This is a genomic window from Arthrobacter sp. AG1021, assembly GCF_003633665.1.
GTDB lineage: Bacteria > Actinomycetota > Actinomycetes > Actinomycetales > Micrococcaceae > Glutamicibacter > Glutamicibacter soli.
In genome coordinates this window covers 757,449-781,841 of record NZ_RBLB01000006.1, presented here as the reverse complement: position 1 = coordinate 781,841, position 24,393 = coordinate 757,449, and the positions used below count along the sequence as shown (strand labels likewise).

25 protein-coding genes and 1 tRNA gene are annotated in these 24,393 nt (G+C 62.6%); 13 read left to right on the top strand and 13 right to left on the bottom strand.

All coding sequences use genetic code 11. From position 1 onward, the window contains the following. Positions 1 to 138: 138 nt before the first annotated feature. Together DFO58_RS03870 and DFO58_RS03865 are read right to left on the bottom strand one after the other, a co-directional pair. Complete coding sequence (locus DFO58_RS03870; protein ID WP_113606369.1) at positions 139 to 1,107, bottom strand: DNA glycosylase; 969 nt, start codon at positions 1,105 to 1,107, stop codon at positions 139 to 141. A gap of 2 nt (positions 1,108 to 1,109) precedes the next feature. Continuing rightward, a complete protein-coding gene (locus DFO58_RS03865) occupies positions 1,110 to 1,583 on the bottom strand; it encodes a ribose-5-phosphate isomerase (protein ID WP_047119309.1) in 474 nt (157 codons plus the stop codon). Between the two features lie 285 nt (positions 1,584 to 1,868). On the opposite strand from DFO58_RS03865, the gene pepN reads away from it, so the two are divergent. The 3 genes from pepN (at position 1,869) to DFO58_RS03850 (ending at position 5,498) form a co-directional block, all read left to right on the top strand. Continuing rightward, positions 1,869 to 4,415 (top strand): aminopeptidase N, encoded by a 2,547-nt coding sequence (pepN, locus tag DFO58_RS03860; RefSeq protein WP_120989313.1) that lies wholly within the window; start codon positions 1,869 to 1,871, stop codon positions 4,413 to 4,415. Between the two features lie 82 nt (positions 4,416 to 4,497). After that, positions 4,498 to 4,995, top strand: a complete 498-nt coding sequence (locus DFO58_RS03855; protein ID WP_047119311.1) for an OsmC family protein — start codon at positions 4,498 to 4,500, stop codon at positions 4,993 to 4,995. After that, positions 4,992 to 5,498, top strand: a complete 507-nt coding sequence (locus DFO58_RS03850) for a globin (protein ID WP_286163472.1) — start codon at positions 4,992 to 4,994, stop codon at positions 5,496 to 5,498. The genes DFO58_RS03855 and DFO58_RS03850 overlap by 4 nt, the downstream gene beginning before the upstream one ends. An 80-nt stretch (positions 5,499 to 5,578) precedes the next feature. Here DFO58_RS03850 and DFO58_RS03845 read toward each other — a convergent pair whose 3' ends face one another. Continuing rightward, the gene (locus tag DFO58_RS03845; protein ID WP_113606371.1) at positions 5,579 to 6,238 is read right to left on the bottom strand and encodes a hypothetical protein; all 660 of its coding nucleotides are present in this window, start codon (positions 6,236 to 6,238) and stop codon (positions 5,579 to 5,581) included. A gap of 201 nt (positions 6,239 to 6,439) precedes the next feature. Here DFO58_RS03845 and DFO58_RS03840 point away from each other — a divergent pair, with 201 nt between their 5' ends. Next, positions 6,440 to 7,300, top strand: a complete 861-nt coding sequence (locus DFO58_RS03840) for an acyl-CoA thioesterase II (RefSeq protein WP_113606372.1) — start codon at positions 6,440 to 6,442, stop codon at positions 7,298 to 7,300. A gap of 21 nt (positions 7,301 to 7,321) precedes the next feature. Here the strand turns inward: DFO58_RS03840 and soxR are convergent, their stop codons facing one another. Next, positions 7,322 to 7,825: a redox-sensitive transcriptional activator SoxR gene (soxR, locus tag DFO58_RS03835; RefSeq protein ID WP_244910781.1), complete on the bottom strand. Its 504-nt coding sequence runs from the start codon at positions 7,823 to 7,825 to the stop codon at positions 7,322 to 7,324. Between the two features lie 138 nt (positions 7,826 to 7,963). Between soxR and DFO58_RS03830 the strand changes: the two genes are divergently transcribed. Beyond that, on the top strand, positions 7,964 to 8,467 hold the full coding sequence (locus DFO58_RS03830) for a flavin reductase family protein (RefSeq protein ID WP_120989312.1): 504 nt from the start codon (positions 7,964 to 7,966) through the stop codon (positions 8,465 to 8,467). 75 nt (positions 8,468 to 8,542) lie between these two features. Here the strand turns inward: DFO58_RS03830 and ettA are convergent, their stop codons facing one another. From ettA to DFO58_RS03815, 3 genes are all read right to left on the bottom strand, one after another. Further along, positions 8,543 to 10,225, bottom strand: coding sequence for an energy-dependent translational throttle protein EttA (ettA, locus tag DFO58_RS03825; protein ID WP_053798281.1), 1,683 nt, complete (start codon positions 10,223 to 10,225; stop codon positions 8,543 to 8,545). Between the two features lie 113 nt (positions 10,226 to 10,338). Continuing rightward, positions 10,339 to 10,812: a single-stranded DNA-binding protein gene (locus DFO58_RS03820; protein WP_183043095.1), complete on the bottom strand. Its 474-nt coding sequence runs from the start codon at positions 10,810 to 10,812 to the stop codon at positions 10,339 to 10,341. A gap of 72 nt (positions 10,813 to 10,884) precedes the next feature. After that, positions 10,885 to 11,760, bottom strand: a complete 876-nt coding sequence (locus DFO58_RS03815; RefSeq protein ID WP_120989310.1) for a CPBP family intramembrane glutamic endopeptidase — start codon at positions 11,758 to 11,760, stop codon at positions 10,885 to 10,887. A gap of 139 nt (positions 11,761 to 11,899) precedes the next feature. Here DFO58_RS03815 and DFO58_RS03810 point away from each other — a divergent pair. Continuing rightward, positions 11,900 to 11,973, top strand: a tRNA-Arg gene (locus DFO58_RS03810). Positions 11,974 to 12,184: 211 nt separating this feature from the next. On the opposite strand, the gene DFO58_RS03805 is transcribed toward DFO58_RS03810, so the two are convergent. After that, positions 12,185 to 13,858, bottom strand: a complete 1,674-nt coding sequence (locus DFO58_RS03805; protein ID WP_120989535.1) for an FAD-binding dehydrogenase — start codon at positions 13,856 to 13,858, stop codon at positions 12,185 to 12,187. A gap of 311 nt (positions 13,859 to 14,169) precedes the next feature. On the opposite strand from DFO58_RS03805, the gene DFO58_RS03800 reads away from it, so the two are divergent. Further along, on the top strand, positions 14,170 to 15,387 hold the full coding sequence (locus tag DFO58_RS03800) for an MFS transporter (protein WP_113606374.1): 1,218 nt from the start codon (positions 14,170 to 14,172) through the stop codon (positions 15,385 to 15,387). Here DFO58_RS03800 and DFO58_RS03795 read toward each other — a convergent pair. Continuing rightward, entirely contained in the window at positions 15,384 to 15,830 is a 447-nt protein-coding gene (locus DFO58_RS03795) for an Lrp/AsnC family transcriptional regulator (RefSeq protein WP_047119318.1), read from the bottom strand. The genes DFO58_RS03800 and DFO58_RS03795 overlap by 4 nt on opposite strands. 155 nt (positions 15,831 to 15,985) lie before the next feature. Here DFO58_RS03795 and DFO58_RS03790 point away from each other — a divergent pair, with 155 nt between their 5' ends. From DFO58_RS03790 to DFO58_RS03765, 6 genes are all read left to right on the top strand, one after another. Beyond that, the gene (locus tag DFO58_RS03790; RefSeq protein ID WP_047119319.1) at positions 15,986 to 16,708 is read left to right on the top strand and encodes a LysE family translocator; all 723 of its coding nucleotides are present in this window, start codon (positions 15,986 to 15,988) and stop codon (positions 16,706 to 16,708) included. A 149-nt stretch (positions 16,709 to 16,857) separates the two neighbouring features. Beyond that, positions 16,858 to 17,547, top strand: a complete 690-nt coding sequence (locus tag DFO58_RS03785; protein WP_082344783.1) for an ABC transporter ATP-binding protein — start codon at positions 16,858 to 16,860, stop codon at positions 17,545 to 17,547. After that, positions 17,544 to 18,158 (top strand): energy-coupling factor transporter transmembrane component T, encoded by a 615-nt coding sequence (locus DFO58_RS03780; RefSeq protein ID WP_120989309.1) that lies wholly within the window; start codon positions 17,544 to 17,546, stop codon positions 18,156 to 18,158. Before DFO58_RS03785 ends, DFO58_RS03780 begins: the two co-directional genes overlap by 4 nt. A 46-nt stretch (positions 18,159 to 18,204) precedes the next feature. Continuing rightward, a complete protein-coding gene (locus tag DFO58_RS03775; RefSeq protein WP_047119321.1) occupies positions 18,205 to 18,783 on the top strand; it encodes a BioY family transporter in 579 nt (192 codons plus the stop codon). A 4-nt stretch (positions 18,784 to 18,787) separates the two neighbouring features. Continuing rightward, positions 18,788 to 20,227, top strand: coding sequence for a class I adenylate-forming enzyme family protein (locus DFO58_RS03770; protein WP_120989308.1), 1,440 nt, complete (start codon positions 18,788 to 18,790; stop codon positions 20,225 to 20,227). After that, positions 20,224 to 21,396 carry a thiolase family protein gene (locus DFO58_RS03765; protein ID WP_047119323.1) on the top strand — a complete coding sequence of 391 codons (1,173 nt, stop codon included), beginning with the start codon at positions 20,224 to 20,226 and terminating at the stop codon, positions 21,394 to 21,396. Before DFO58_RS03770 ends, DFO58_RS03765 begins: the two co-directional genes overlap by 4 nt. Here DFO58_RS03765 and DFO58_RS03760 read toward each other — a convergent pair. From DFO58_RS03760 to sufD, 4 genes are all read right to left on the bottom strand, one after another. Next, positions 21,393 to 21,737: a metal-sulfur cluster assembly factor gene (locus DFO58_RS03760; protein ID WP_047119324.1), complete on the bottom strand. Its 345-nt coding sequence runs from the start codon at positions 21,735 to 21,737 to the stop codon at positions 21,393 to 21,395. The genes DFO58_RS03765 and DFO58_RS03760 overlap by 4 nt on opposite strands. A 212-nt stretch (positions 21,738 to 21,949) precedes the next feature. Then, positions 21,950 to 22,294 carry a metal-sulfur cluster assembly factor gene (locus DFO58_RS03755; protein ID WP_047119325.1) on the bottom strand — a complete coding sequence of 115 codons (345 nt, stop codon included), beginning with the start codon at positions 22,292 to 22,294 and terminating at the stop codon, positions 21,950 to 21,952. Between the two features lie 14 nt (positions 22,295 to 22,308). Next, positions 22,309 to 23,067, bottom strand: coding sequence for a Fe-S cluster assembly ATPase SufC (gene sufC, locus DFO58_RS03750; RefSeq protein ID WP_047119326.1), 759 nt, complete (start codon positions 23,065 to 23,067; stop codon positions 22,309 to 22,311). A gap of 45 nt (positions 23,068 to 23,112) precedes the next feature. After that, complete coding sequence (gene sufD, locus DFO58_RS03745) at positions 23,113 to 24,393, bottom strand: Fe-S cluster assembly protein SufD (protein ID WP_047119327.1); 1,281 nt, start codon at positions 24,391 to 24,393, stop codon at positions 23,113 to 23,115.

Sequence of the window (24,393 nt, the reverse complement as noted above, 5' to 3'; positions counted from 1 at the left end):
ACTTGGGCATTGCAAATCGGGAAACCAGTCTCCGACTTGGGTGCATTCGCCTAGCACGGAGCGCCACCCAGAAAAGACAGTACACGCCGGGAATTTGAATTTAAAAGAATAAATCCGAATTCCCGGCGCAGCGCATGCTTATTTACCGGCGCGCTTGCGCGGCAGGCGCTGGCATTTGGGGCACCAGTACAGTTTCCTGGCGGCGACCTCAGCGAGGGAGATCGTCGCGGTGCATTTCCTGCATCCCATCCCCTGGCGCTGGTAAACGTAGTAGGCATTATCCGGCCAGAGAAGTCCTTCGGAATCACGGTCTTCGGGGCGGGTCGTGATGATCTTCCCGTCGCGCACGCCGTCCTCCATCGTCGCCACGATGTCGTTCCACAGTTTCTTGGCGGCCCGGGTCGAAAGCTCGTTGGCCGGAAGATCGGGAGAAATCCGGTTGCGGAACAGCGTTTCCGCGCGGTAGATATTTCCGACGCCGCTGATGAGGTTTTGGTTCATCAGCACGATGCCGATCGGCGACTTGGTGCGCAACAGGTTCGCGCGGAACAGCGCGTAGGCCTCATCCAGCCGTGCGTCCGCCTCGGCGGCATCCGCCTGGCCCTTGGCCGCCCGGAACCTGACGGCGGCACCGACTAACGGGTCCGGCCCCAATTTGGCCAACTGGGCCTGCACCTGTTCGTGGTCCAGCACCTCGCAGGCTGTTGGGCCGCGCAAGTCCGCCCAGCCGTGCTCGGACACGATGCGTGCGCGCACGGCGCCCACGGGAGCCGGCGGACCGGAGTACTCCCCCGCGTCCTGCGGCGAAGCGGTTTCGCGTTCACCGATCTTCCGCGGGGCGCCGATGGATGACGCGCCGGTGAAGTAGCTGTCTCCGCCGAAGCTGAAGGCTCCGTAGAGACCCAGGTGCACCCGCAGGTACAGGTCGTTGGAGAAATGGCAGAACAGCTGCTTGCCCTTGGCGAACGCGTATTCAAGTTCGCACCCGTCGATGCGCTGCGCGTCGACGGCGAAGCGGCCCTGCGGGGAAGAAACGTGGACCGTCTGGCCGCCGAATACGTCGTCGAATTGGCGGGCCAGACGGTGAAGGGAGTGTCCTTCGGGCACGGCTAGTCGATGACCTCGCCGGTGGTTTCATAGGTCGCGATCTTGCCGATGCGGCGAACGTGGCGCTCGGCTTCGCTGAACGGCTCGGCCAGGAATGCCTCGATCAGTTCGGCGGCTTCCTCCACAGTGTGCTGGCGGCCGCCCACGGCGATCACGTTGGCGTCGTTGTGCTCGCGGGCCAGCTTGGCGGTGTCCAGGTTCCAGGCCAGTGCGGCGCGGATGCCCTCGACCTTGTTGGCGGCGATCTGCTCGCCGTTGCCCGAACCGCCCAGTACGATGCCCAGCGCTTCGACGCCGGCACGCTGGTCGGCGACCACTGCCTTGGCCGCGTTGATGCAGAAGGCCGGGTAGTCGTCTTCCGCGTCATAGGCCTTCGGTCCATGGTTGACCATCTCGTAGCCCTTAGCGGTCAGGTGCTTGACCAAGTAGTCGCTGAGTTCAAGACCGGCATGGTCGGTGGCGATATGCACGCGCATCGTGTGGAGCCTCATTCATTGTGGACGGTTGTTGCTGTCTTTTCTAGCTTAGCGACCAACACGCGCGCCGCAGGCATTGCGTCGCGCTCCGGGTAATTGTGTGAAGTCACCGCCCGATTCGGGGAACTAAGAATGGTGACGCCGAAAAAACACGCGAAATATACGGATTCCCCCGGCCCGGGGGTTGCGGAGGGGCGGGTGGCGGGTGACACAATAGGCATAGATATTCAATATCCATTTCAGAACTTCGGGTGAGGTGATGCCTCACGAGAAATTGGAGCCCCCATGCCAGGAATGAACCTCACGCGCGCCGAGGCCGCCGAACGCGCCAGCGTGATCAACGTCGAGTCCTACGAGGTGAATCTCGACCTGACCCGCGGCGAGCGCGTGTTCACCTCGCAGACCACCGTGCGATTCACCGCGACCCCGGGAGCCGCGAGCTTCATCGACGCCGTGACCGACACCGTGCGTTCGGTGACCCTGAACGGCGTCGAGCTGGACCCGGCCGAGGTGGCCGACGGCATCCGCATCCAGTTGCCGAATCTGGCCGCTGAGAACGTCCTGGTGATCGACGCGGATGCGTTGTACATGAACACCGGCGAAGGCCTGCACCGCTTCGTGGACCCGGTGGATCAGGAGGTCTACCTCTACACCCAGTTCGAGGTCGCCGACTGCCGCCGCATGTTCGCCGTTTTCGAGCAGCCGGATTTGAAGGCCACCTTCCAGTTCTCGGTGACCGCGCCGAAGTACTGGAACGTCGTCTCCAACGCCCCGACCCCGCAACCGGTCGAGAAGGGCGAGGCCGCAACCTGGGACTTCGCGCCGACCCAGCGCATCTCCTGCTACATCACCGCGCTGATCGCCGGCCCCTACCAGGTGACCCGCGACTCGCTGGTCTCCTCCAGCGGCCGCACCGTGGAACTCGGCGTGTTCGCCCGCGCTTCGCTGATGGAGTACCTGGATGTCGAGAACATCGTGACCATCACCCGCCAGGGCTTCGAATTCTACGAGAAGAACTTCGGTACCCCGTACCCGTTCGAAAAGTACGACCAGCTGTTCGTGCCTGAGTTCAACGCCGGAGCGATGGAGAACGCGGGCGCGGTGACCTTCCTGGAAGAGTACGTCTTCCGCTCCCGGCCCACCGGCGCCATGGTTGAACGCCGCGCCATCACCATCCTGCACGAGCTGGCCCACATGTGGTTCGGCGACCTGGTCACCATGAAATGGTGGAACGACCTGTGGCTCAATGAATCCTTCGCCGAGTTCATGTCCACGCTGGCCGCCGCGCAGAACACCGAGTTCACCAGCGCCTGGACCACCTTCAACACACTGGAGAAGAACTGGGCCTACCGCCAGGACCAGCTGCCCTCCACCCACCCGATCGTGGCCCCGATCAACGACCTGGAAGACGTCGAGGTCAACTTCGACGGCATCACCTACGCCAAGGGCGCCTCGGTGCTCCGCCAGCTGGTGGCCTTCGTGGGCCAGGAGGAGTTCATGGCCGGCGTGCGCGAGTACTTTGCGAAGCATGCCTGGGGCAATACCGAGCTGCCCGACCTGCTGCGCGAGCTGGAAGCGGCCAGCGGCCGCGACCTGAGCCACTGGGGCGGATCCTGGCTGGAGACCGCCGGCGTGAACACCTTGACCGCCCAGATCTCCGAGGATGAGAACGGCGTGATCACCGACTTCGCCATCCACCAGAGCGCCGCCGCGGACTACCCGACCCTGCGCCAGCACCGCCTGGCCGTGGGCTTCTACTCGCTGGACGCCGGGGGCAAGTTGCAGCGTGTGCACCGCGAGGAGCTGGACATCGACGGCGAGCTCACCGAGGTGCCGGCGCTGGTCGGCCTGGCGCGCCCGGATCTGGTGCTGCTGAACGACGACGACCTGACCTACACCAAGATCCGCCTGGACGAGCGTTCGCTGGCCACCGCGACCGAGCACCTGAAGGACTTCGCGCAGTCGCTGCCGCGCACGCTGGTCTGGTCCGCCGCCTGGGATGCGGTCCGCGAAGCGGAGTCCCCGGCCCGCACCTACGTCCAGCTGCTGCTGAACAACATCGGCCACGAGGTCGATTCGACGGTGATCATGGTGCTGCTGCGCCAGCTGAACACCTCGCTGGATTCCTTCGTGGCCGCAGAGCACAGCCAGGAGCTCGGCATCCACGCCGCCGACCGGCTGTGGGAGCTGGCCACCGAGGCCGAAGCCGGATCCGACGCGCAGCTGCAGTTCGCCAAGGCCTTCGCCCACCGCTCGCGCACCGCCGCGCAGCTGGATACGGTGCAGGCGCTGTTCGACGGCTCCACCGCGCTCGACGGGCTAGCCGTCGATACCGATCTGCGCTGGGCGCTGGCCATCGCGCTGTCCGCCGGCGGCCGCATGGACGACGCGGGGCTGGACGCGGTGCTCGCCGCCGACGACACCGCCAAGGGCAAGGCCTCCTGGCACACCGCCCGCGCCGCGCGCCCCACTGCGGAAGCCAAGGCCGCCGCGTTCGCGGCCGCAACCAGCGGGGATTTGTCCAACGACCAGCAGAGCGCGGTCATCGCAGGCTTCAACACCACCCACGACTCCGAGCTGATTTCCGGATATGCGCAGCAGTACTTCGACCTGCTGGTCACCACGTGGGAGTCTTTCTCCCATGAAATGGCCAAGCAGATCGTGCTGGGCTTCTACCCCGGCTCGAACGTCTCCGAGCAGACGCTGGCGCAGACCGACAGCTTCCTGGCCTCGCTCGGCCAGAAGCACCCTGCCATGCGCCGACTGCTGGTGGAGTCCAAGGCAGACGTGGAGCGCGCCTTGGCCGCCCGCGCCGCTGACGCGCAGGCCTAGCCCATAACGATCCCGTGGTGTGCCACGCGCCGTGTGCGTGAAGGCACACCACGTTTCGTTTAAAGGGTGGGAGAATGGGGTCATGGACCTCTCGCAGCACCGATACCAGGTGAGCATCGACTGGACCGGCAACCGCGGGTCCGGCACCGAGGGATACCGCAGCTACGGCCGGGACCACATCGTCCGGGCGCCGGGCCTGCCCGATCTTCCCGGGACCGCCGACCCCACTTTCCATGGCGACAAGGACCGGTGGAATCCCGAGCAGCTGCTGCTGGCGGCGCTGACCCAATGCCACATGCTCTCCTACCTGCATGTGGCGGTGACCCACGGCGTCGTGGTCACCGGCTACAGCGACCAGTCAACCGGCACCCTACGCCTGAACCGCGACAACAGCGGAGAATTCACCCAGGTGGTGCTGCATCCCCGCGTGGAACTCGCCGACGAGTCCCAGCGGGAACTGGCCGACTCGCTGCACCACGAGGCCAACAAGGTTTGTTTTATCGCGCGGTCCGTGAATTTCCCGGTCCTGCACGAGCCAGTCACCTTCCAACCGACAGATACCCGAGGACTTAGCCAATGAGCGAACCACAGTTCCTTCCGCAGGTCGCCCGACGCGACCCCATGAGCAACCCATTGGTGATGGGGAAATCCTCGCAGGAATTCCTCGACCTGGCGCAGGAGCCGGTGGATATCTCGCAGTACGTAGGAACCTTCTACGAGGAAGTCGGCGGCCGACCGGTTTTCGCCCAGCTGACCAAGAACTTCTACGCCTCCGTGGCCGAGGACGAGGACTTCCGCCGGATGTACCCCGAGCAAGACCTGCACCCGGCCCAGGTGCGCCTGCAGTTGTTCCTGGAGCAGTACTGGGGCGGCCCCACGACCTTCTCCGAGCATCGAGGCCACCCGCGCCTGCGCATGCGCCACCACAACTACCCGATCAACTCGCACTACCGCGACGTCTGGCTGGGGCACATGAACAAGGCCATCGACCAGCTCGAGCTTCCGATGCTCCAGGCCGAGACGCTGCGCGACTACTTCGAGCGCGCCGCGCACTCGCTGCAGAACACCCCGGACACCATGTAGCCTGCCGCAGAGAGCGAATGGGCTGGAACTCCCCCGAAGGAGTTCCAGCCCATGGTTCGCTTAACGCCCCGCGCTGCCGCCTAGCCCAGCAGCGAGGACCTGCGCAGCACCACGTGCCCGCGGCCGTTGCTGATCCGCACCCAGCTCCCGTTGCGGAAGACCCGGCTTTCGCTTCCCGGTGCCAGGAATCCCAGGGCCTGCATCGCGAAGGCTGCCCCCATGGGAAGCTCGTGCTCGGCACCGGCAATCGGCGATGACCAGATCCGCTGGCGGATCTGGGCGACCACTGGCTTTCCGGGATTCTCGGGAAGGGCCTTGGCCACGGCATCGATACCCGTTTGGGCCGCGCTGCGCAGCACGTCGTCGGCGATGGCGCCGCTATCGATCCATCCCGAAACCGGTACCGAGATCCCGGCCCAGCGGGGGTTCTCCTGCACCGGAGGAAGCGAGAACTCGACGGAGCCGTCCGTCATGCGGGCCAGGCGGTCCTGCATCGAAGCCAGGGAGTAGCTGCGCGTCAGCTCCGCCGGCTGGGCCAACCGGTGCACCCGCATGGCGAGGATCGTGTATTCGCCCTGGCCCAGGTCTGCGGGAACCAGTACCGGGACGTAGACTGCCAGCGCGGCACCCCGGGCCATGAGCAGCGCCGCATCGTCTTCCACAGTTTTGGCGCGGCTGATGAAGTTCGCCAGATCCGCCACGGAGGTATTGTCGTCAAAAACTAATGCGCTGCTTGCCATGCATTCATGGTCTCACGACTCACGTTCGGCAAATCCCAGCTTCCGCTAATGGCGTCATGAACTGCCATGAAACGTATAGTTGGACGATGAGACTGTGGATGGAAGACGTCATGTTACTTTGCGGTACACGGCGTTGCCCTTCCTCCGCATTATGTACCTGAAGGAGTCGAGATCGTGTCCGAAGAACTAGGCACAACACAAATGCTGCTGGATCTGCTCAATCTGGATGGCGATGACCATGCGCGAACCGACGAGGACATCTTCGTCGGACATACGCCGTCGCACACCTTGGGGCGCGTCTTCGGCGGCCAGGTGCTGGCGCAGTCCGTCGTCGCGGCAACGCGCACGGTCGAACCCAGCCGCGCTGTGCATTCGCTTCACGGCTATTTCCTGCGCCCCGGGGACCCCACCCAGAACATCACCTTCGGCGTCCAGCGCCTGCGCGACGGACGCTCGTTCTCGGCACGGCGTGTGCACGCCTACCAGAACGGCGAGCCGATCCTGTCGATGATCACCTCGTTCCAGGAACCGGCCCAGGGCATCGAGCACTACGATCCGCTGCCGATCTCGGCCCCGGACCCCGAGACGCTGCCGACCACGGCCGAGCTGATCGGGCACATCGACCACCCGGTGGCCCGCGAGTGGGCCTACCAGAGGCCGTTCGACGTCCGGCATGTCACCGACGCCATCTACCTTCCGCACAAGTTCGAGAAGTCCCCCGAGGCCGTCGTCTGGCTGCGCACCACCGCCAAGCTGCCCGACGACCCGGCGCTGCATCGCGCCGCCCTGGCCTACGCCAGCGACTACATGCTGCTGGAACCGGTGCTCCGCGCCCACGGCAAGACTTGGGTCCACCCGGGCTTGAGCGTCGCAAGCCTGGACCATGCAATGTGGTGGCACCGGGATTTCCGCGCCGATGAATGGCTGCTGTACGTCTTGCATTCGCCGTCGGCCTCATCGGCCCGCGGGCTGGGGACCGGGCAGTTCTTCAACCGAGAGGGAACGCTCGTGGCGACGGTGGCTCAGGAAGGAATGGTCAGGCTGCCGGAGGACTCGCTGTAGCGAGCCCATCGGCGGGCCGGGTCAGGTTGGGCGCAAGTCCTCGTCGTCGGCGGCTTCCAGGCGGCGCGCGCCCGAGCCTTCCTGGGCCAGCGCGTCGTCCGGGTTCAGCAACGTGCAGGCCTGCATTGAGAGGCAGCCGCAGCCGATGCAGCCCATCAAGCGGTCTTCGAGTTCCTCGATGGCCCTTCGGCGTGCTTCCAGGACCCGTTTCCATTCGGCTGTCGCCCGCAGCCAGTCGGCTTCGGAGGGCATGGTGCTCATCGGCACCGGTTCAAGCGCACGTTTGATGTCACTCAACGGAATACCCAGCTTGCTGCCAACGGTGATCAGCGAGATACGCCGCAACATGTGCCGCGGATACCGGCGCTGGTTGCCCGCCGACCGAAGCGACGCAATGAGTCCCACGTCTTCGTAATAGTGCAGGGCCGAACGGGCGACCCCGGTTCGCTCGCTCACCGAGCCGATGCTCAGCAGTTCCTGCCCGGGCATCTCGCGAGGCAGCTCTTCGCCGCTCATTGTGTCCATGATCACCACACCTCCGCTTGACCTCAAGTTTACTTGAAGTCTTAGTGTGGGGCGTATAGATGGTTTAGATTCAGGGCCAGCATCGGCCCTGACCAACACTGGACTGCCCCATACAGCCCAGCAGAAGGATCAGTGAATATGTCGACTTTGTCTGATGATTTCCGTACCGCATTCCGTCATCACCCCGCCGGCGTCGCGCTCATCACCGCAACGGTCGACGGCATTCCCTACGGCCTGACGGTGTCATCGCTGGCCTCGCTGTCCATAGAACCCGTCGCTGTGTCCTTTTCCCTGGCCAAGGAGTCCGGAGCCGCAGGAGCGGTCTTGTCCGCATCGAGCTTCATGATCCACCTGCTGGGCGAAGACCATCACGAACTGGCAACGAACTTTGCCAAGCCGGGAGCTCCCCGCTTCACCGAGGAACAGGGATTCCAGTTCCTGCCCACCGGTGAACCGTATTTCCCGCATGCTCCGGTGGCGCTTCGCGCGAGCCTCCACTCCTCGATCAGCATCGGCGGTTCCCGGCTGATCGCCGCCGAGGTCCACGAGATCCTGCACGGCACCCACCAGCAGCACCTGCTCCACCAAGACCGCCAGTACCTCCGGCTGTCCGGGCTCATGGCCGCCTCGCCAAACACCTAGGCGCTCACAGGAGCCCGCGCCGGGGTACGAAAAAAGCCGCCACTTTCGTGGCGGCTTTTCCCTTACCCGGAATCTTTAGTCGCGGGTCAAGCGGCGGTGGGTGACGCGGTGCGGCTTCGCTGCATCCGGGCCCAGGCGCTCAATCTTGTTGGCTTCGTAGGACTCGAAGTTGCCCTCGAACCAGTACCAGTTCGACGGGTTCTCTTCGGTGCCCTCGTAGGCCAGGATGTGGGTGGCCACGCGGTCCAGGAACCAACGGTCGTGGGAGACGACCACTGCACAGCCCGGGAACTCCAGAAGCGCGTTTTCCAGCGAGGACAGCGTTTCAACATCGAGGTCGTTGGTAGGCTCATCGAGCAGCAACAGGTTGCCGCCCTGCTTGAGGGTCAGTGCCAGGTTCAGGCGGTTGCGCTCACCACCGGAGAGCACACCTGCCTTCTTCTGCTGGTCCGGGCCCTTGAAGCCGAACGCCGAAACATAGGCGCGCGAAGGCATTTCGACCTGGCCGACCTGGATGTAGTCCAGTCCGTCCGAAACAACTTCCCACAGGCTCTTGTTCGGATCGATGTTTTCGCGGTTCTGGTCAACGTAGGAGATCTTGACGGTTTCGCCGACCTTCAGGTTGCCGCCGTCCAGCTGCTCCATGCCCACGATGGTCTTGAACAAGGTCGACTTACCGACACCGTTCGGACCGATAACGCCAACGATGCCGTTGCGCGGCAGCGAGAACGATAGGCCGTCGATGAGGACGCGGTCGCCGAAGCCCTTCTTCAGGTCCGTGGCCTCGATAACTACCTGGCCCAGGCGCGGGCCTGGCGGGATCTGGATCTCTTCGAAGTCAAGCTTGCGGGTGCGCTCGGCTTCGGCTGCCATTTCCTCGTAACGTGCCAGACGGGCCTTGGACTTGGTCTGGCGTCCCTTGGCGTTGGAGCGAACCCATTCGAGTTCCTCGGCCAGGCGCTTTGCCAGCTTCTGGTCCTTCTTGCCCTGGACCTCCATGCGTTCGCGCTTCTTCTCCAGGTAGGTGGAGTAGTTGCCCTCGTATGGGTGCAGACGACCGCGGTCGACTTCACAGATCCATTCGGCGACGTGATCGAGGAAGTAACGGTCGTGGGTCACGGCCAGTACGGCGCCCGGGTAGGCCGACAGGTGCTGCTCCAGCCACAGGACCGACTCGGCGTCCAAGTGGTTGGTGGGCTCATCGAGCAGCAGCAGGTCCGGCTTCTGCAGAAGCAGCTTGCACAGTGCTACACGACGGCGCTCACCACCGGAGAGGTGGGTGACCATTTCGTCGCCCGGCGGGCAGCGCAGGGCATCCATGGCCTGTTCAAGCTGGTTGTCGATGTCCCAAGCGTCGGCAGCGTCAATCGCTTCCTGCAGCTTGCCCATCTCTTCCAGCAGGGCATCGAAGTCGGCGCCGTCTTGGGCCATTTCTTCGGAGATTTCGTTGAAGCGCTGGATCTTTTCGTAGATCTCGCCAACGCCTTCCTGGACGTTGCCCAGGACAGTCTTTTCTTCGTTCAGCGGCGGTTCCTGCAGGAGGATGCCGACCGAGTAGCCTGGTGAGAGTCGAGCCTCACCGTTCGACGGGGTATCAATCCCCGCCATGATCTTCAGGATTGTTGACTTACCAGCACCGTTAGGGCCCACGACACCAATTTTGGCGCCCGGATAGAACGACATGCTGACATCGTCAAGAATGACTTTGTCACCAACGGCCTTGCGAGCCTTGGTCATCGTATAAATGAATTCCGCCATACCCTTAAGGCTAGTCTGTCGCAGGCTCCAAAACCCAATCCATGGGGCAGAATCTTCCTCTCACGGTGCCCGGATTCACAAAGTCCGCCCGGGCACCGAAGGTTTTGCGGGTTTCAGGCCGCGTCGGTGTCCTCGCTGGCCCACATGTTCTCTCCCCGCACTTCGCCCGAAGATCGAGAATTCCCCGCGGCCGAGGTGTGCGTCACGCGTTCGGCTTCGCCGCCGTCACTGCGAACCTTGGCGAATAGCGACGTGCCGAACCTGAGATCATGGCCCAGCGAATATGCCTCGAGGTCGGCGCTCATCCCCCGGGTGCCGTCGGGCCGGTCAAACTGTCGAATCTGCAGTTTTCCGAAGATCACCAAATGGTCTCCTTGGGCAATCGACTCCATCGCGTTTTCTGCCAGGGCGCGAAATGCCGAGATGGAAAACCAGCTGGTTGCGCCATCGACCCACTGCCCGGTTTCGCCGTCGCGTTTGCGTTCATGAGTCGCAACACGGAACTTGAGTACCGCGAGCCCCTTCGGGGTAATGCTCAATTGCGGTTCCGTACCGACAATCCCCCGGATGGTCATCAAATCGGTCATGGCCTGTTCTCCTTTGAACGTGGAACCAGCGAATGCCGGCTTCCACTCCATGTTCAGCCATGCTCCTTTTATTCAGGACCGAATCGGACGATCTGTGGATAATCGCGGTGTTGCCGGTTCGCCGAAGGCGCGGACGGACAGCATGACAACAATCAGAATTGCAGGAAGGATCCACCCGGACCATCCGAGGATCGAGGCCTTTTGCGTATCAAGGATTACGCCCATCACCATGAATAGCGATACGAGTCCCGCACTGGCGTTGAAGATCGCGTGGGCGAGGGCGGCAGGCCAGACCGACTGGGAGAAGGTCCGCAACCAGGCGAAGAATGCGCCCACCACAACGCACATTCCACACATGGACACTACGCCCCATGCTCCGTCGGCCAACGGGTAGTTGTAGCCGAGAAGGATTCGTGGTGCATGCCAAATTCCCCACACGATTCCGGAAATCAGAATGGCGGGAAGTTGGCCCATCGGCTGCAGGCGGGGCCACAACCAGCCACGCCAACCGACTTCTTCACCCAGAGCAGGAAGCAGGTTCATCAGTCCCGCAACAAGGATCAAACCACCCTGATCTGCGAGGTAGTGGCCGATACCATCCTCGCCTGAAACGATTTTCAAGATCGTGAAGTTCTGCAGATCCCCGGGAAAGACGCCGAGCCAGGACCCGACGAAGACCGCCTGGAGGATCAAGAACACCGGAATCAGTATTCCGAGCAGCATGGCGGTGATGAACCGCCAAGGACGGCGCACTGGCCACATGCCGACGTGCTCAAAAAATTTACCGAGCTTCCCTTCGAGGGACGCTACGATAACAGCCGCAATGCTCGGAGTGATCATCATCGCCAGCGCGATCCACCTGAATGATGGATGGGCAAGTCCCCCGCCAAGCCATAGCGGCATGGCGACGATCCACGCAAGAATCATGCTCAAGAGACAGAACAGCACAGTTCCTTGAACTCTCCCGATTTTCCATCGCTGCACGTTAACCTCGCCTAATCAGCAACTGTAAAACCACTGCCAATCCCACCCTGTCCGTTTCGAATCGCGTTCCATGCGAACCATAGGCTAAACTATTTTGGGTTCTGCCTCCGTAGCTCAGCTGGATAGAGCAAGAGCCTTCTAATCTCTAGGTCGTGGGTTCGAATCCCGCCGGGGGCGCAAAATAGGAACCGCCGTTCACTTGGTCAAACAGGTGCACGGCGGTTCTTTTCTTCGGTCAGAAACCTCTAGTCCAGTCCGCCGCAATCCCCGGATGCCAACATTGACAAGGCTCTTGTCACTGCAGGCGGTCCCTGAACCGGGCTGATCGATCGCGACTGGCATTGTGAGCCAGCGCGAGGGCGTGCTGCGGACCGCGCTTTCTCCACCATTAGATGACCTGCGAGCAAATGGCTCGACCTGCTTGGCGACCGGTGAAGAGACAACCGCCCAGAAAAGTTCCCTCAAGAGCGTTGTATCCGTGCATACCCCCGCCGCCGAAGCCTGAGGCTTCCCCCACGGCGTAGAGTCCATTCAGAAGCCTGCCTTCCGGAGACAGCACACGCCCCGAGAGGTCGGTTTGCAATCCGCCAAGCGACTTGCGGGTCAGCACATGCAACTTCACGGCGATCAGCGGCCCGGCGGCAGGGTCGAGGATCCGATGCGGCGCGACGACGCGCATGAGCCTGTCGCCCAGATACCTGCGCGCATTCCGGATGCTTTGCATCTGCGAGTCCTTGCTGAAGGCGTTCTCCACTTGGAGATCTCGTGATTCTATTTGCCGGCGCAGGAGTTCCGTGTCCAACTGTGCCTCTGGCGCAATCGCGTTCATTTTCGCGACCAGGCCTTCGAGAGTATCGGATGACACGAAATCCGCCCCATGCTCCAGGAACGCCGCGACGGGAGCCGGGGCGCCTTTGCCGAAAAGCCGGTCTTTGACCACTGCCTTGCGATCATGGTTGGTGAGGTCCGGATTCTGCTCGGAGCCGGAGAGCGCGAATTCTTTCTCGATGATCCGCTGGTTCAAGACGAACCACGAATGGTCAAACGCGGAAGAGCTCGGATCGGTTCTCAGATGACGGAGGGTACCGATGGTGTCGTGCCCCGGCAGACCGGGCGCAGGCAGGCGGTTGCCGTTTGCATCGAACCACATTGATGTGGGACCCGGGAGTATCCGGATGCCATGCAGTGGCCAAATCGGGTCCCAGTTTCTGATTCCTTCGGTGTAATGCCACATGCGATCGCGGTTCACGACGTTTGCCCCCGCAGCTTCGCCAAGTTCCAGTCCGCTACCATCAACGTACGCAGGCACCCCCGAAATCATGTGGGCTGGCGCATTGCCAAGGCGGTCCGGCCAGTATTTCCTGACCAAATCATGGTTGCCCCCGATCCCGCCGGTGGCCACGACCACTGCCTGCGAATGGATCTCGAACTCGCATTCGACGACCCGAGAGGATCTGACGCCACGGGCACTGGCATCCGGCTCCAGGACGCTGCCGCGCACCCCGGTGACGGTCCCATCAGTCACGACGAGTTCGGTCACCCGATGCCTGAAGCAGAGATCTGCTTTGCCGTCCCGGTGCGCTTGAAGAACTTTCTCTGCGAAGGGGCCGCTAACGCCAGTACCCGTTCCCCATGAAATGTGGAAGCGTGGAACGGAGTTCCCGTGGCTTCCCGCGGCGCCGCTACCCCGCTCGGCCCAGCCGACAACCGGAGTCAGCTCGATGCCCTGTTCGCGAATCCACGAGCGTTTTTCCTCAGCGGCGAATTCAACATAGGCCTTGGCCCACTTCACAGCCCAGGCGTCCTGATCTTCCAGCCGATCAAACTGTGCGCTGTCCCGCCAGTCGCTCCAAGCAAGCTCGAAGGAGTCCTTGACACGGAGGTGCCGTTGCTCGGGCGAGTCAACGATAAACAGCCCGCCGAATGACCAATATGCCTGCCCGCCGAGATTGTTCGAGTTTTCCTGGTCCAGGACGGTTACGTGCAGCCCGGCGTCTATGACCTCGGCCGCCGTAACCAGTCCAGACAACCCGGATCCGATGATCACCACATCAGTTTTCAGTGCCTTGGCTCCCACTACCATATCCCCGCTTCGTTGGAAGAGCTTCAGATAATGCTCAGAGCCTACGTGGCATCGGCAAATCACACCAGCCTTGCATTTGTTTGACTTGGGCAATAATTACAGAGCCCGAGGATCTAATCTCGACTGGACCAATCAGGCTGAGGCGGGCGCATTATCCGATTCTGTGAATGGCATACGAGCAAGCGCAACACCGACACTGAAAATCGCTCTAACGAGGGCATCACGCAAGGAAACTAACGCGGAATGAGATAAACTTTTAAGCAGTTTCACGTTGAAGGGCGAAAGGGTAAATGACACAGGCCACCAGCACAGCTTCTCGGAGAGTTCTCACCGAGCGGACTAGCATTAATCTCATTTTTCTAGCTGCTGGCATCTCTTTCGCATCGTGGGCCGGTCGCCTGACCGTCATTGATGAGGTCTTCAATTTTTCGGGCCTGACGTTCGGTTCATTCCTGCTGTGCATGACCGCGGGAACCCTATTGGGCATTTCGATAATTCCGATAATTAGTAGAAAAATAAATACTCGAAAACTACTTTTCTACTTCCCAATTCTACTCGCTGCGTGCCTTGTCGCCCTTGGTATTTCAATTTCAATTACGCGCACACCAATAACTGCGTTTATCTTCCTTTTTATTAATGGGATATTTTTCGGATGCCTGGATATCATGATGAATGTCAGCGGCGCTCGTGTTGAACGGCATCAAGGGCGAAGCCTCATGCCGATATTCCATGGATTCTTCAGTCTCGGAACGCTACTCGGCGCGGGGATCGCGACGGCAACAATTAGCCTCCGGATGCTGACCATCTGGCATTTCTCGATTGTCGCCGCCATGCTGGTGGCTATCGCCGTTCTGGCACAGGTGGGGCTAGTTGGCTGGGAACAAGAAAACTACGGAACTCGATCCAAACCGTCGAACAGGAGCAATACCGCGTCGAACCAAAAGTTGGGCCTGCTGCTCTTGCTCGGGCTCATGGTGGCCGGCCTAAGCTTCGCCGAAGGCGCGGCCAATGACTGGATTGCTCTGGCAACCGTCAATGGCCATGGCTTGCCCCATCACACCGGCGCGCTCATGTTCACCCTTTTCGTGGCAGCCATGACGGCCGGGCGGTTTGCTGGTGGCAAGATCGTGGACAGCGTCGGACCACGGCGCACCCTGCTGCTCATGGGCTCGATAGGGTTGGCCGGCATCTGCATATTCCTGATCGGCCACGGCCCTATCGTCCTTGGAATCGCAGCGGTCATGTGGGGCCTGGGAAGTTCATTGGGCTTCCCGGTGGGCATGACCATCGCCGCCTCGCAGGGCAGCAGACTTGGCCCCAACGCTGTAAGCATCATCAGCGCCTTCGGATACGGCGCGATGCTTTCCGGCCCACCACTGATCGGATTCGCCGTCGATCATACCGGCCTGCCGGAAGCCCTGTGGATCGCTTTCGGGGTCATGTTGATGTCCTTGCTGCTGACACCACGCGTAACCCGCGTGCCGGCAAAGATTACGAGTGTCGGCTAGACCGGCAGGACCGCCCTGCCCTTGATGTTTCGCATGACAATGGTGCTGGTCAACTTTTCAACCGCCGGCAAGTTCACCAGCACCTCGTCATAGACCCGCTGGTAGTGCGGCAGATCCTTGGCGAATACCCGCAGCAGGAAGTCGGGTTCGCCGAACAGGCGCTGCGCCTCCACGATGAGCTCCTCCGATTCGACGGCTGCCTCGAATTCCTTCAAATGCGAACGGTCCCTGAGCGTGACGAACACCAGCGCCTCGAATCCGAGCCCCAGTTGCCTCGGATCGACCACGGCTTGGTATCCGGTGATCACACCGGACCGTTCCAGCTCGCGCATCCGTCGGTGACATGGCGCAACCGATAGTCCGACGCGGGCGGCAACAGCAGTGGCGCTCATTCGCCCGTCCTGCTGCAGTTCAGCGATGATGGCGCGATCCAATTTATCCATAGCTTGATAGTACTGCACAAATATTTTGCTTAAGTTCTGAGTAAGAATGATTTATATTGCTCATGTGGTCCGTCAAGGCAAAGATTCGGCAAGCACATTTCCCGTTTTTTCTCCTAACGTTGTTCCCAGGTCATCAGATACACACTGGAGGAACAATGGAAATCAGTCAGCTGACGGGTTTTTTGCTGGTTTCAATTACCCTTGCCTGCACCCCTGGCGCCGACTGGGCCTACATCATCTCCTCCGCGCTGGGAAAGACCAGCTACCGCCCGGCAGTCTGGGGCCTGCTCTCCGGATACCTGTTCCACACCGCACTTCTGGTCTGCGGCATGGCCGCCCTGGTGGCAAGCTCCCCCAATCTCTTGATGGGCCTGACCATGGCCGGTTCGCTCTACCTGCTCTGGCTTGGCATCTCGACGTTGCGCAGCTGGAAGAAAGCCAAGTTCTATGACGGTTCCGCCGGCCCGGGACTCCAGGAAGTCGCCACCGACCCTACACCGGACGCCCCGCAGGCGTCGGCTTCGGTTGCCCTGCTGCAAAAGGCCCCGACCGAGGTGAAGTCCGCCGGCGCATGGCGCGCCCCGTTCTTCAAGGGTCTGCTCACCAGCGGCACCAACCCCAAGGCCTTGCTTCTTTATGTCGCACTGATCCCCCAGTTCCTCGATAGCGCGCAGCCCATGCCGATGACGGTGCAAACGGCCATTCTCGGCCTCGGGCACTTCGTGGTATCGATCGCCGTGTACTTCTCCGTGGCCAAGGCCGCCCGGGTCCTGCTTCGCTCCAGGCCCGTGGCCGCCCGCATGGTGACCTTCAGCTCCGGAATCATCATGATCGGCCTCGCTCTGGGTTTGATTTACGAGCAGTTTTTCGTCGTATAGCTACTTTCTTGAACAGTGATCAAGAAAATTGAACGGTGATCAAGTATCCTCTTAATTGTGGCCACCCAAGCCATGAACTAAGAGCATGACTGATCGAACTGCACCCAGCAGATCTCATCGGCCTTGCATGAGTGACCTGCTGGAGCATTGTGAACTTACCTCAGATTCAACTGGAGAACGTGACGGTCAGCTACGACGACCGTGACGTGCTGACCAATCTCACGCTCGCACTCAACGAACAGCGCATCGGAATCATCGGTGCCAATGGTGCGGGAAAGAGCACCCTGTCCCGTCTGCTGAACGGATTGGTCCTGCCTACCACGGGCACCGTCCGCGTCGGCGAGCTCACCACGGCCAAGCATGCAAAGCAGATCCGGCGCGATGTGGGGTTCGTTTTCCAGAACCCTGCAAACCAGATCATCATGCCGCTGGTGGCCGAAGACATCGCCTTCGGATTGAAAAATCTCGGACTCGGAAAGCAGGAACGCCAGTTCCGCGTCGCCGACACCCTGGCGCAGCTGAACATCACGCATCTCGCGGAGCGTGAAAGCCACACCCTCTCCGGTGGAGAGCAACAGATGGTCGCGCTGGCCGCTGTCATCGCGATGCAGCCGCGAACGATTGTCTTCGACGAACCGACCACCATGCTGGACTTGAAGAACCGGCTGGCATTCCAACGAGAAATCGCCCGGCTGGACCAGCGGGCCATCGTGGTCACCCATGACTTGGAGATCCTCGAGGACTTCGACCGGGTCGTGGTGGTCACCGACGGCGGCATCGGATTCGACGGGGCTCCGGACCAGGCCATTGCCCACTACCGTCAGTGGAGCCACGCATGATCGCGGCGAAAAATACGTCGTGGCTGTCCAGAATCCCAGCGGGATGGAAGTTCGGAACCCTGCTGGCGATCAGCATCAGCCTGTATCTGATCTCCTTCTGGCAAGTGCTGCTGGCCTTGTTGCTCGTGAGCATCGCCACGCTGGTATCGGCCCGGGTGGACTTCAAGCAGCTTCGCATGCCGCTGGTAACGCTGTCCGCCATCCTCGCTGTGGTGCTGATCCTGCTGGGAATCCAAACAGGCTGGCTCAACGCAACCATCGCGGTGCTGCGCTTGCTCACCATGTGCATATTCGCCTATTCGGTCAGCCTGACCACGAGTTTCGACGCCATGCTGGAGCTGTTCCAGAAGGTCGCTTCTCCCCTGCGCGTTCTCGGCGCCAATCCGGCGCAGATCGCGTTGGCCCTGTCCATGGCCATCCGGTTCATCCCGGAGCTCAAACGCGTTTATCTTGAGGTCCGCGAGGCGCAGCACGCCCGCGGTCTGGGCAACAACCCGCTCGCGGTAAGCGTCCCGCTGGTCATTCGATCCCTGAAAATCGCGGACGAGACCGCCGAAGCGCTCGACGCCCGCGGCTATGATTCCGCACCGGCACGGCACCACCGGCTCTAGCCGCCCCACCACCCTTCATCGCCTTCACCCGTCTCTAGGAGTACCCATGTCCACCACCACCGCCCCCTCCCAAACACGCAATACCGTGTACGTCGCAGTCTTCGCGGCGATGATCGCCGCAATGGGACTGGTTCCGCCCATCACCCTGGGCGTCATCCCGGTGCCGATCACCCTGCAGACCCTGGGCGTCATGCTCGCCGGCGCCATGCTGGGCCCTTGGCGCGGTTCCTTGGCGTCGCTGGTCGTGATCGTGCTCTCCGTGGCCGGACTGCCGCTGCTGGCCGGAGGCCGCGGCGGGTTGGGTGTGCTGTTGGGCCCAACCGGCGGCTACCTGGTCGGATGGTTCTTCGGCTCGCTGGTCATCGGTGCGCTGTTCAAGTACTGGGTGATCCGCATGCAGTCCAAGCTCCTGCAGCTGGTGTCCGGCCTGGTTGCCACCATCCTCGGCGGCATCGTGGTGATCTACCTGTTCGGCGTCCCGTGGACCGCGGTTGTCACCGGTCTCGACCTGAAGACCTCGCTGGTCGGCTCCCTCGCATTCCTGCCCGGTGACCTGCTCAAGGCAGTGGTGGCCACGCTCGTCGCCCTGACCGTCCACCGCAGCTACCGCGGACTGCTGAAGTAACCTCGTGGATCTCTCGCTTGCCGTGGAGCATTGGGCTCGAAGCACGCCGGACCGGATCGCAGTGGCCTCCGCCAAGGAGGAACTGACCTTCGGCCAGCTGATGCTTCGGGCCCAAGGTCTATCCACGCGCCTTCGCCGGCACCCGGGCCTGCGCGTGGGCATCCATACCCAGGACCCGGTGGCCATGGCGGTCGGGTTCCATGCGGCGGTTCTGGCCGGAAAGTCGCTGGTTGTCCTCGATCCAGCCTGGCCGCAGGAACAGCTAGCAGCAACCGCCCGACGGCTCCGAGCCTCCTTGGTGGTCACCGCCCCGGAGCACGCAGCTGTGCTCCAAAACCTTGGTTTCTCCACCCATTCGGTTCCAGTTGACGGCGCAGGTCCCCTGCACCCGGTCCGGCCGGCCTCTGCAGAGCGCGAACTGCTGGTCATCTGCACCTCCGGATCCAGCGGCGAGCCCAAGGCGATCGTGCGCAGCCAGGGCTCATGGCAGCAGTCGCTGTCCTCGGGCGCCGCGATCCTCGGCGCAGTTCCCGCCGCGCTCACCCTATGCCCCGGGCCGATATCCCATGGGCTCGGACTGTACGCGCTGGTCGAATCGCTGCATACCGGTGGAACCCTGCTGGCCAGCGGACGCTGGAACACCGATACGGCCCGCACCCTGCTTGGAAGGTACGCCTGCACCCGCATCGTCTCGGTCCCGACGATCATCCAGCGGCTGCTCGATGCGTCCCCCGACGGCGCACTGGACTCGCTTAACACGGTGGTCAGCGGCGGTGAACCGCTGCCCGCCCCCACGGTGGAGACGATTTTCACCGATACCCCTGCGACGGCCTGCACCGAATACTACGGCAGCTCGGAGCACAGCCTGATTGCCTACCGCCACCGCGAACCAGGCGAAGAGCCCGCCGGAAACTTCATTGGCATTCCGTTCCCCGGGGTGAAGGTGCACATCCACCGTGAGGAGGGGGCTTCGCCCGGGGGCGCGATCTTCGTAGACAGCCCGTTCAACGCCGAAGGCTACGATTCTTCCGGCGCCGTGTGCATCAACCGGTGCGGAGCCTCCACCAGCGTCGGCGACCTCGGGCGGCTGCTCGACGATGGCCGATTGGAACTTCACGGACGCGGCGGAGCGATGCTCAACCTCAACGGCAATAACGTGCATCCGGGTGAAATCGCGCAGGCCTTCGCACGGCTTGGCCTGGCGGACGTGCGGATCCGCATGTCCTTGCGCGGCGGCAGCAAAACGCTGCTGGCCTACACCTGCACGGAACCGCAGCCGGGCCCGGAGCTTGCCGGCCGGCTGCGCGAGCTGCTGCCGAGCTACAAGATCCCCCGCGAACTGGTATTTCTTGAACGCTGGCCGATGACTTCCAGCGGAAAGATCGCCGACGCCGAACTTCCCGATTCGAGTATTCCCGACCTAGCGAAGGTGGCCCTGAGATGAATCACGCCTACATTATCGGCGCCGCGCGCACTCCGATTGTCCGCGCAGGCAAGGAGTTCACCCGGATCACCGCGGACAGGTTGCTCGGGACCGTGGTCGATGCGCTGCTGCAACGCACGGGCATTGCACCCCAGGCCGTGGACCATGTTTATGCCGGCAACGCCGCCGGACCGGGCGGGAACATTGCCCGGGTTGCGGCTCTCGCCTCGGCGCTGCCGCAGACGGTTCCGGCCACCAGCGTGGATGCGCAGTGCGCCAGCGGATTGGAATCCATCGCGGCGGCGGCGCGCATGATCCGCTGCGGCGAAGCGGACCTAGTGATTGCCGGAGGTGTTGAATCCGCGAGCACCGCGCCGTGGCGCGTGGAGAAGCAGACCGATCCCATGATGCAGCCGCGGCTCTATTCGCGGGCGCGCTTCACGCCAGTTCCCGATCCGGACCCGGACATGGGAGTCGCGGCGGAGAATATCGCGCAGCGCTACGGCATCAGCCGGCAGCGGCAGGACAAGTTCGCGTTGGACAGCCACCGCAAGGCGCTGCAGGCCATGGAATCCGGGGCATTCAGCGCCGAGCTGGTGGGCATCCCGACTTCAGACGGGCTGGTCGAGGCCGACACCTGCCCGCGCCCGGGGCTCACCCCGCGCAAGCTCGCAGCGCTCAAGCCGGCCTTCGTGCCTGGAGGCAGCGTCACAGCGGGCAACGCCTGCCCGATCAACGACGGCGCGGCCGCGGTCGTGCTGGCCAGCGAGCGGATGCTCGAACAGCTGGAACCTGACTTTGCCCTGCGCTACCTCGGCGCGGCCTCCGGAGCGAGCGATCCGGAAATCCTCGGCATGGCGGCGACGCCCGCCTACCGGAATCTGGTCCGCCTGCTCGGCGAGGATCCCACGCGCAGCGACGCGCTGATTGAATTCAATGAGGCGTTCGCGGTGCAGGCGCTGGCCTGCCTGGACGAATTGGGCATTGGCGAACACCGGGTGAACCGCCAAGGCGGAGCCTTGGCCCTCGGGCATCCCTACGGGGCCAGCGGAGCGGTCCTGGTCACCCGTTTATTCTGGCAGGCCCAGCAGGCCCGCACCCCGGGCCAGCGTGCCGTCGCGTTGATGGCCGCCGCAGGAGGCACCGGAAGCGCAGTCGCCTTCGAATCGATGCCCAGTAAGCAGGATTAGAGGTTGAAGCCCAGCGCGCGCATCTGGTCGCGGCCGTCTTCGGTGATGTGTTCGGGGCTCCATGGCGGCATCCAGACCCAGTTCAGGCGGTAGGCCTCGACGAGGCTCTGCAAGGCGTTTTCCACCTGGTCCTCGATGACCGGGGTCAGCGGGCAAGCCGCGCTGGTCAGCGTGATGTCGATGTCCAGGGCACCGTCCTCGGCGAAGCGCAACCCGTACACGAGGCCCAGGTCAACGATGTTCACACCGAGTTCCGGGTCAATGACATCCCGCAACGCTTCTTCAATGTCCTCAATGGGCTTGGCAACCAGCTTGGCGGTTGCGTGCGTCGTTTCTGTCACGATTCTCTCCCCTGTCGCACTCTATGTGAGCTAGCCCTCACTGGAATACAGGGAACTATACGCACGGCTTCGCGCCGCCTGCCACCGCCAGTCCCACTGAGTCGAAATGGGCAGAGATTTTGCCCCTGCAGCCGTACCGCGAGCCGACAGCAGATGGCAAAAGGCGCCGCACGAAACGAAATTCGTGCGGCGCCTTTGTGGCTCAGCCGTGACTAGATGTTGAACCCGAGGGCTCGCATCTGGTCGCGTCCGTCATCGGTGATCCGTTCAGGACCCCAAGGCGGCATCCAGACCCAGTTCAACCGGTGATCGTCGACGACGCTCTCCAGCGCGGAGGCTACCTGCTCCTCGATGATGTCGGTCAGCGGGCAGGCGGCGGTGGTCAGGGTGAGGTCCAGGACCAGCGCGCCGTCTTCGGCGTACTTCAATCCGTAGAGCAGCCCCAGGTCGACAATGTTGACTCCGAGTTCCGGGTCAATGACGTCCTTCAGTGCTTCTTCGACGTCCTCCAGCGGAGTAGTCGTGGAGCCCTTGCTCTGTTCCGTAGCTTCGCTCATGGGAACTTTCCTAACTAGGCGTTGACGTTCAGGTAACGGTCGTAGCCTTCTTCTTCCAGGCGGTCGGCAAGCTCCGGGCCGCCCTGTTCAGCGATCTTGCCATCCACGAACACGTGCACGAAGTCCGGCTTGATGTAGCGCAGGATGCGGGTGTAGTGGGTGATCAGCAGGGTGCCCATCTGGTTCTCCTCCTGGGCACGGTTGACGCCCTCGGAGACGATCTTCAGTGCGTCGACGTCCAGGCCGGAGTCGGTCTCGTCCAGCACGGCGAACTTCGGCTTGAACAGTTCCAGCTGCAGGATCTCGACGCGCTTCTTCTCGCCGCCCGAGAAGCCCTCGTTCACGTTGCGCTGTGCGAAGTCGGCATCGATCTTCAGCTTGCCCATGGCTTCCTTGACGTCCTTGGTCCAGGTACGCAGCTTCGGGGCTTCGCCGTCGATAGCGGTCTTGGCGGTGCGCAGGAAGTTGGTCATGGTCACGCCCGGAACCTCGACCGGGTACTGCATGGCCAGGAACAGGCCTGCCTTGGCGCGCTCGTCAACGCTCATCTCCAGCACGTCTTCGCCGTCCAGGGTGATCGAACCGCTGGTGACGTTGTAGCGCGGGTGACCGGCGATGGTCGACGCCAGGGTCGACTTGCCCGAACCGTTGGGGCCCATGATTGCGTGGGTCTCATTGGTGTTGATGGTCAGGGTAACACCCTTGAGGATTTCCTTGGAGCCCTGCTCGGTGTCGATCGAGACGTGCAGGTCCTTGATTTCCAGAGTAGACATACGTCGTTCCGTTTCTTTCTAAAAGCTGATGAAGACAGGCACTGACTAGTTGTCAGTTGCAGCCAGTTCGGATTCGATGGTCTCGGTCAGACGCTCCTGCAGAGCTTCGTCGCCGATCTGCTGAACGATTTCGTTCAGGAAGCCGCGAACCACCAGGCGGCGTGCGGTCTTCTCGTCGATGCCGCGGGCCATCAGGTAGAACAGGTGCTCGTCGTCGAAACGGCCGGTGGTCGATGCGTGTCCCGCACCGTCGATCAGGCCGGTTTCGATTTCCAGGTTCGGCACCGAGTCGGCGCGTGCGCCGTCGGTCAGCACCAGGTTGCGGTTCGCTTCGTAGGAGTCGGTGCCCACGGCGGCCTTCTGGATCAGCACGTCGCCGACCCATACGGTGTGCGCGTCCTTGCCCTGCAGCGCACCCTTGTAGAGCACGTTGGACTTGCAGTTGGCCACGGCGTGGTCAACGAACAGGCGGTGCTCCTGGTGCTGGCCGGCATCGGCGAAGTACAGGCCGTACAGCTCGATCTCGGCGCGTTCGCCGGTGAAGCGTGCCGACGGGTTCACGCGCACCAGGTCGCCACCGAAGGTGACGGCGATGTGCTTGAACGATGCACCGGCGGCAACCAGCGCCTGCTGCGAGGAAGCATGGACGGCGTCGTTCTCCCAGGCCTGCAGCGAGATCACGGTCAGGCGGGCGTCGGCACGGACATCGAATTCGATGTTCTGCGCCAGCACGGCGGAGCCGACGTGGTCCAGGATGATGGTTGCTTCGGTGTTCTCCTCGGCAACCACGATGATGTGCTGGGCGGCGGCATCCAGCGACTCGCCGGTGATGCGCAGGGTGGCCTGCACGCCTTCGGCGCCCTTCGGAACGGTGACGACCTGCGAGCTGGAAGCGTACTTCCAGGCGTTGGCCGAGACGCGGTCATCCGGGGTGTGGGCGATGCCGTTGAGCACGTCATCGGCGGCGACCTCGGTCAGCACGACTGCATCGCTGCCGGTCAGCTCGACCTTCGGGGCGGCACCGGTCAGCTCGTCGGTGTGCAGGCCCTTCAGGCGCTTGAGCGGGGTGAAGCGCCAGTCCTCTTCGCGGCCGGTCAGCTTGGCGAAGTCCTCGACGTTGTAGCTGGTCAGACGGCCTGCACGCGAGGAGTCCGGAACGCCTACGCCGCCGCCGTGGCTGTGCGCCTTCGATGAAGCGCCGCCCAGCGGGGAGCCGTTGGAGTCGTTGATCGGCGAAAGGTTTTCGCCCTCTTCGGTGAAACCGGGAATCGATGGTGCGCCGATGCGCGACTTCTCTTCCGGGATATGGGTGGTGGTCTCCGACAT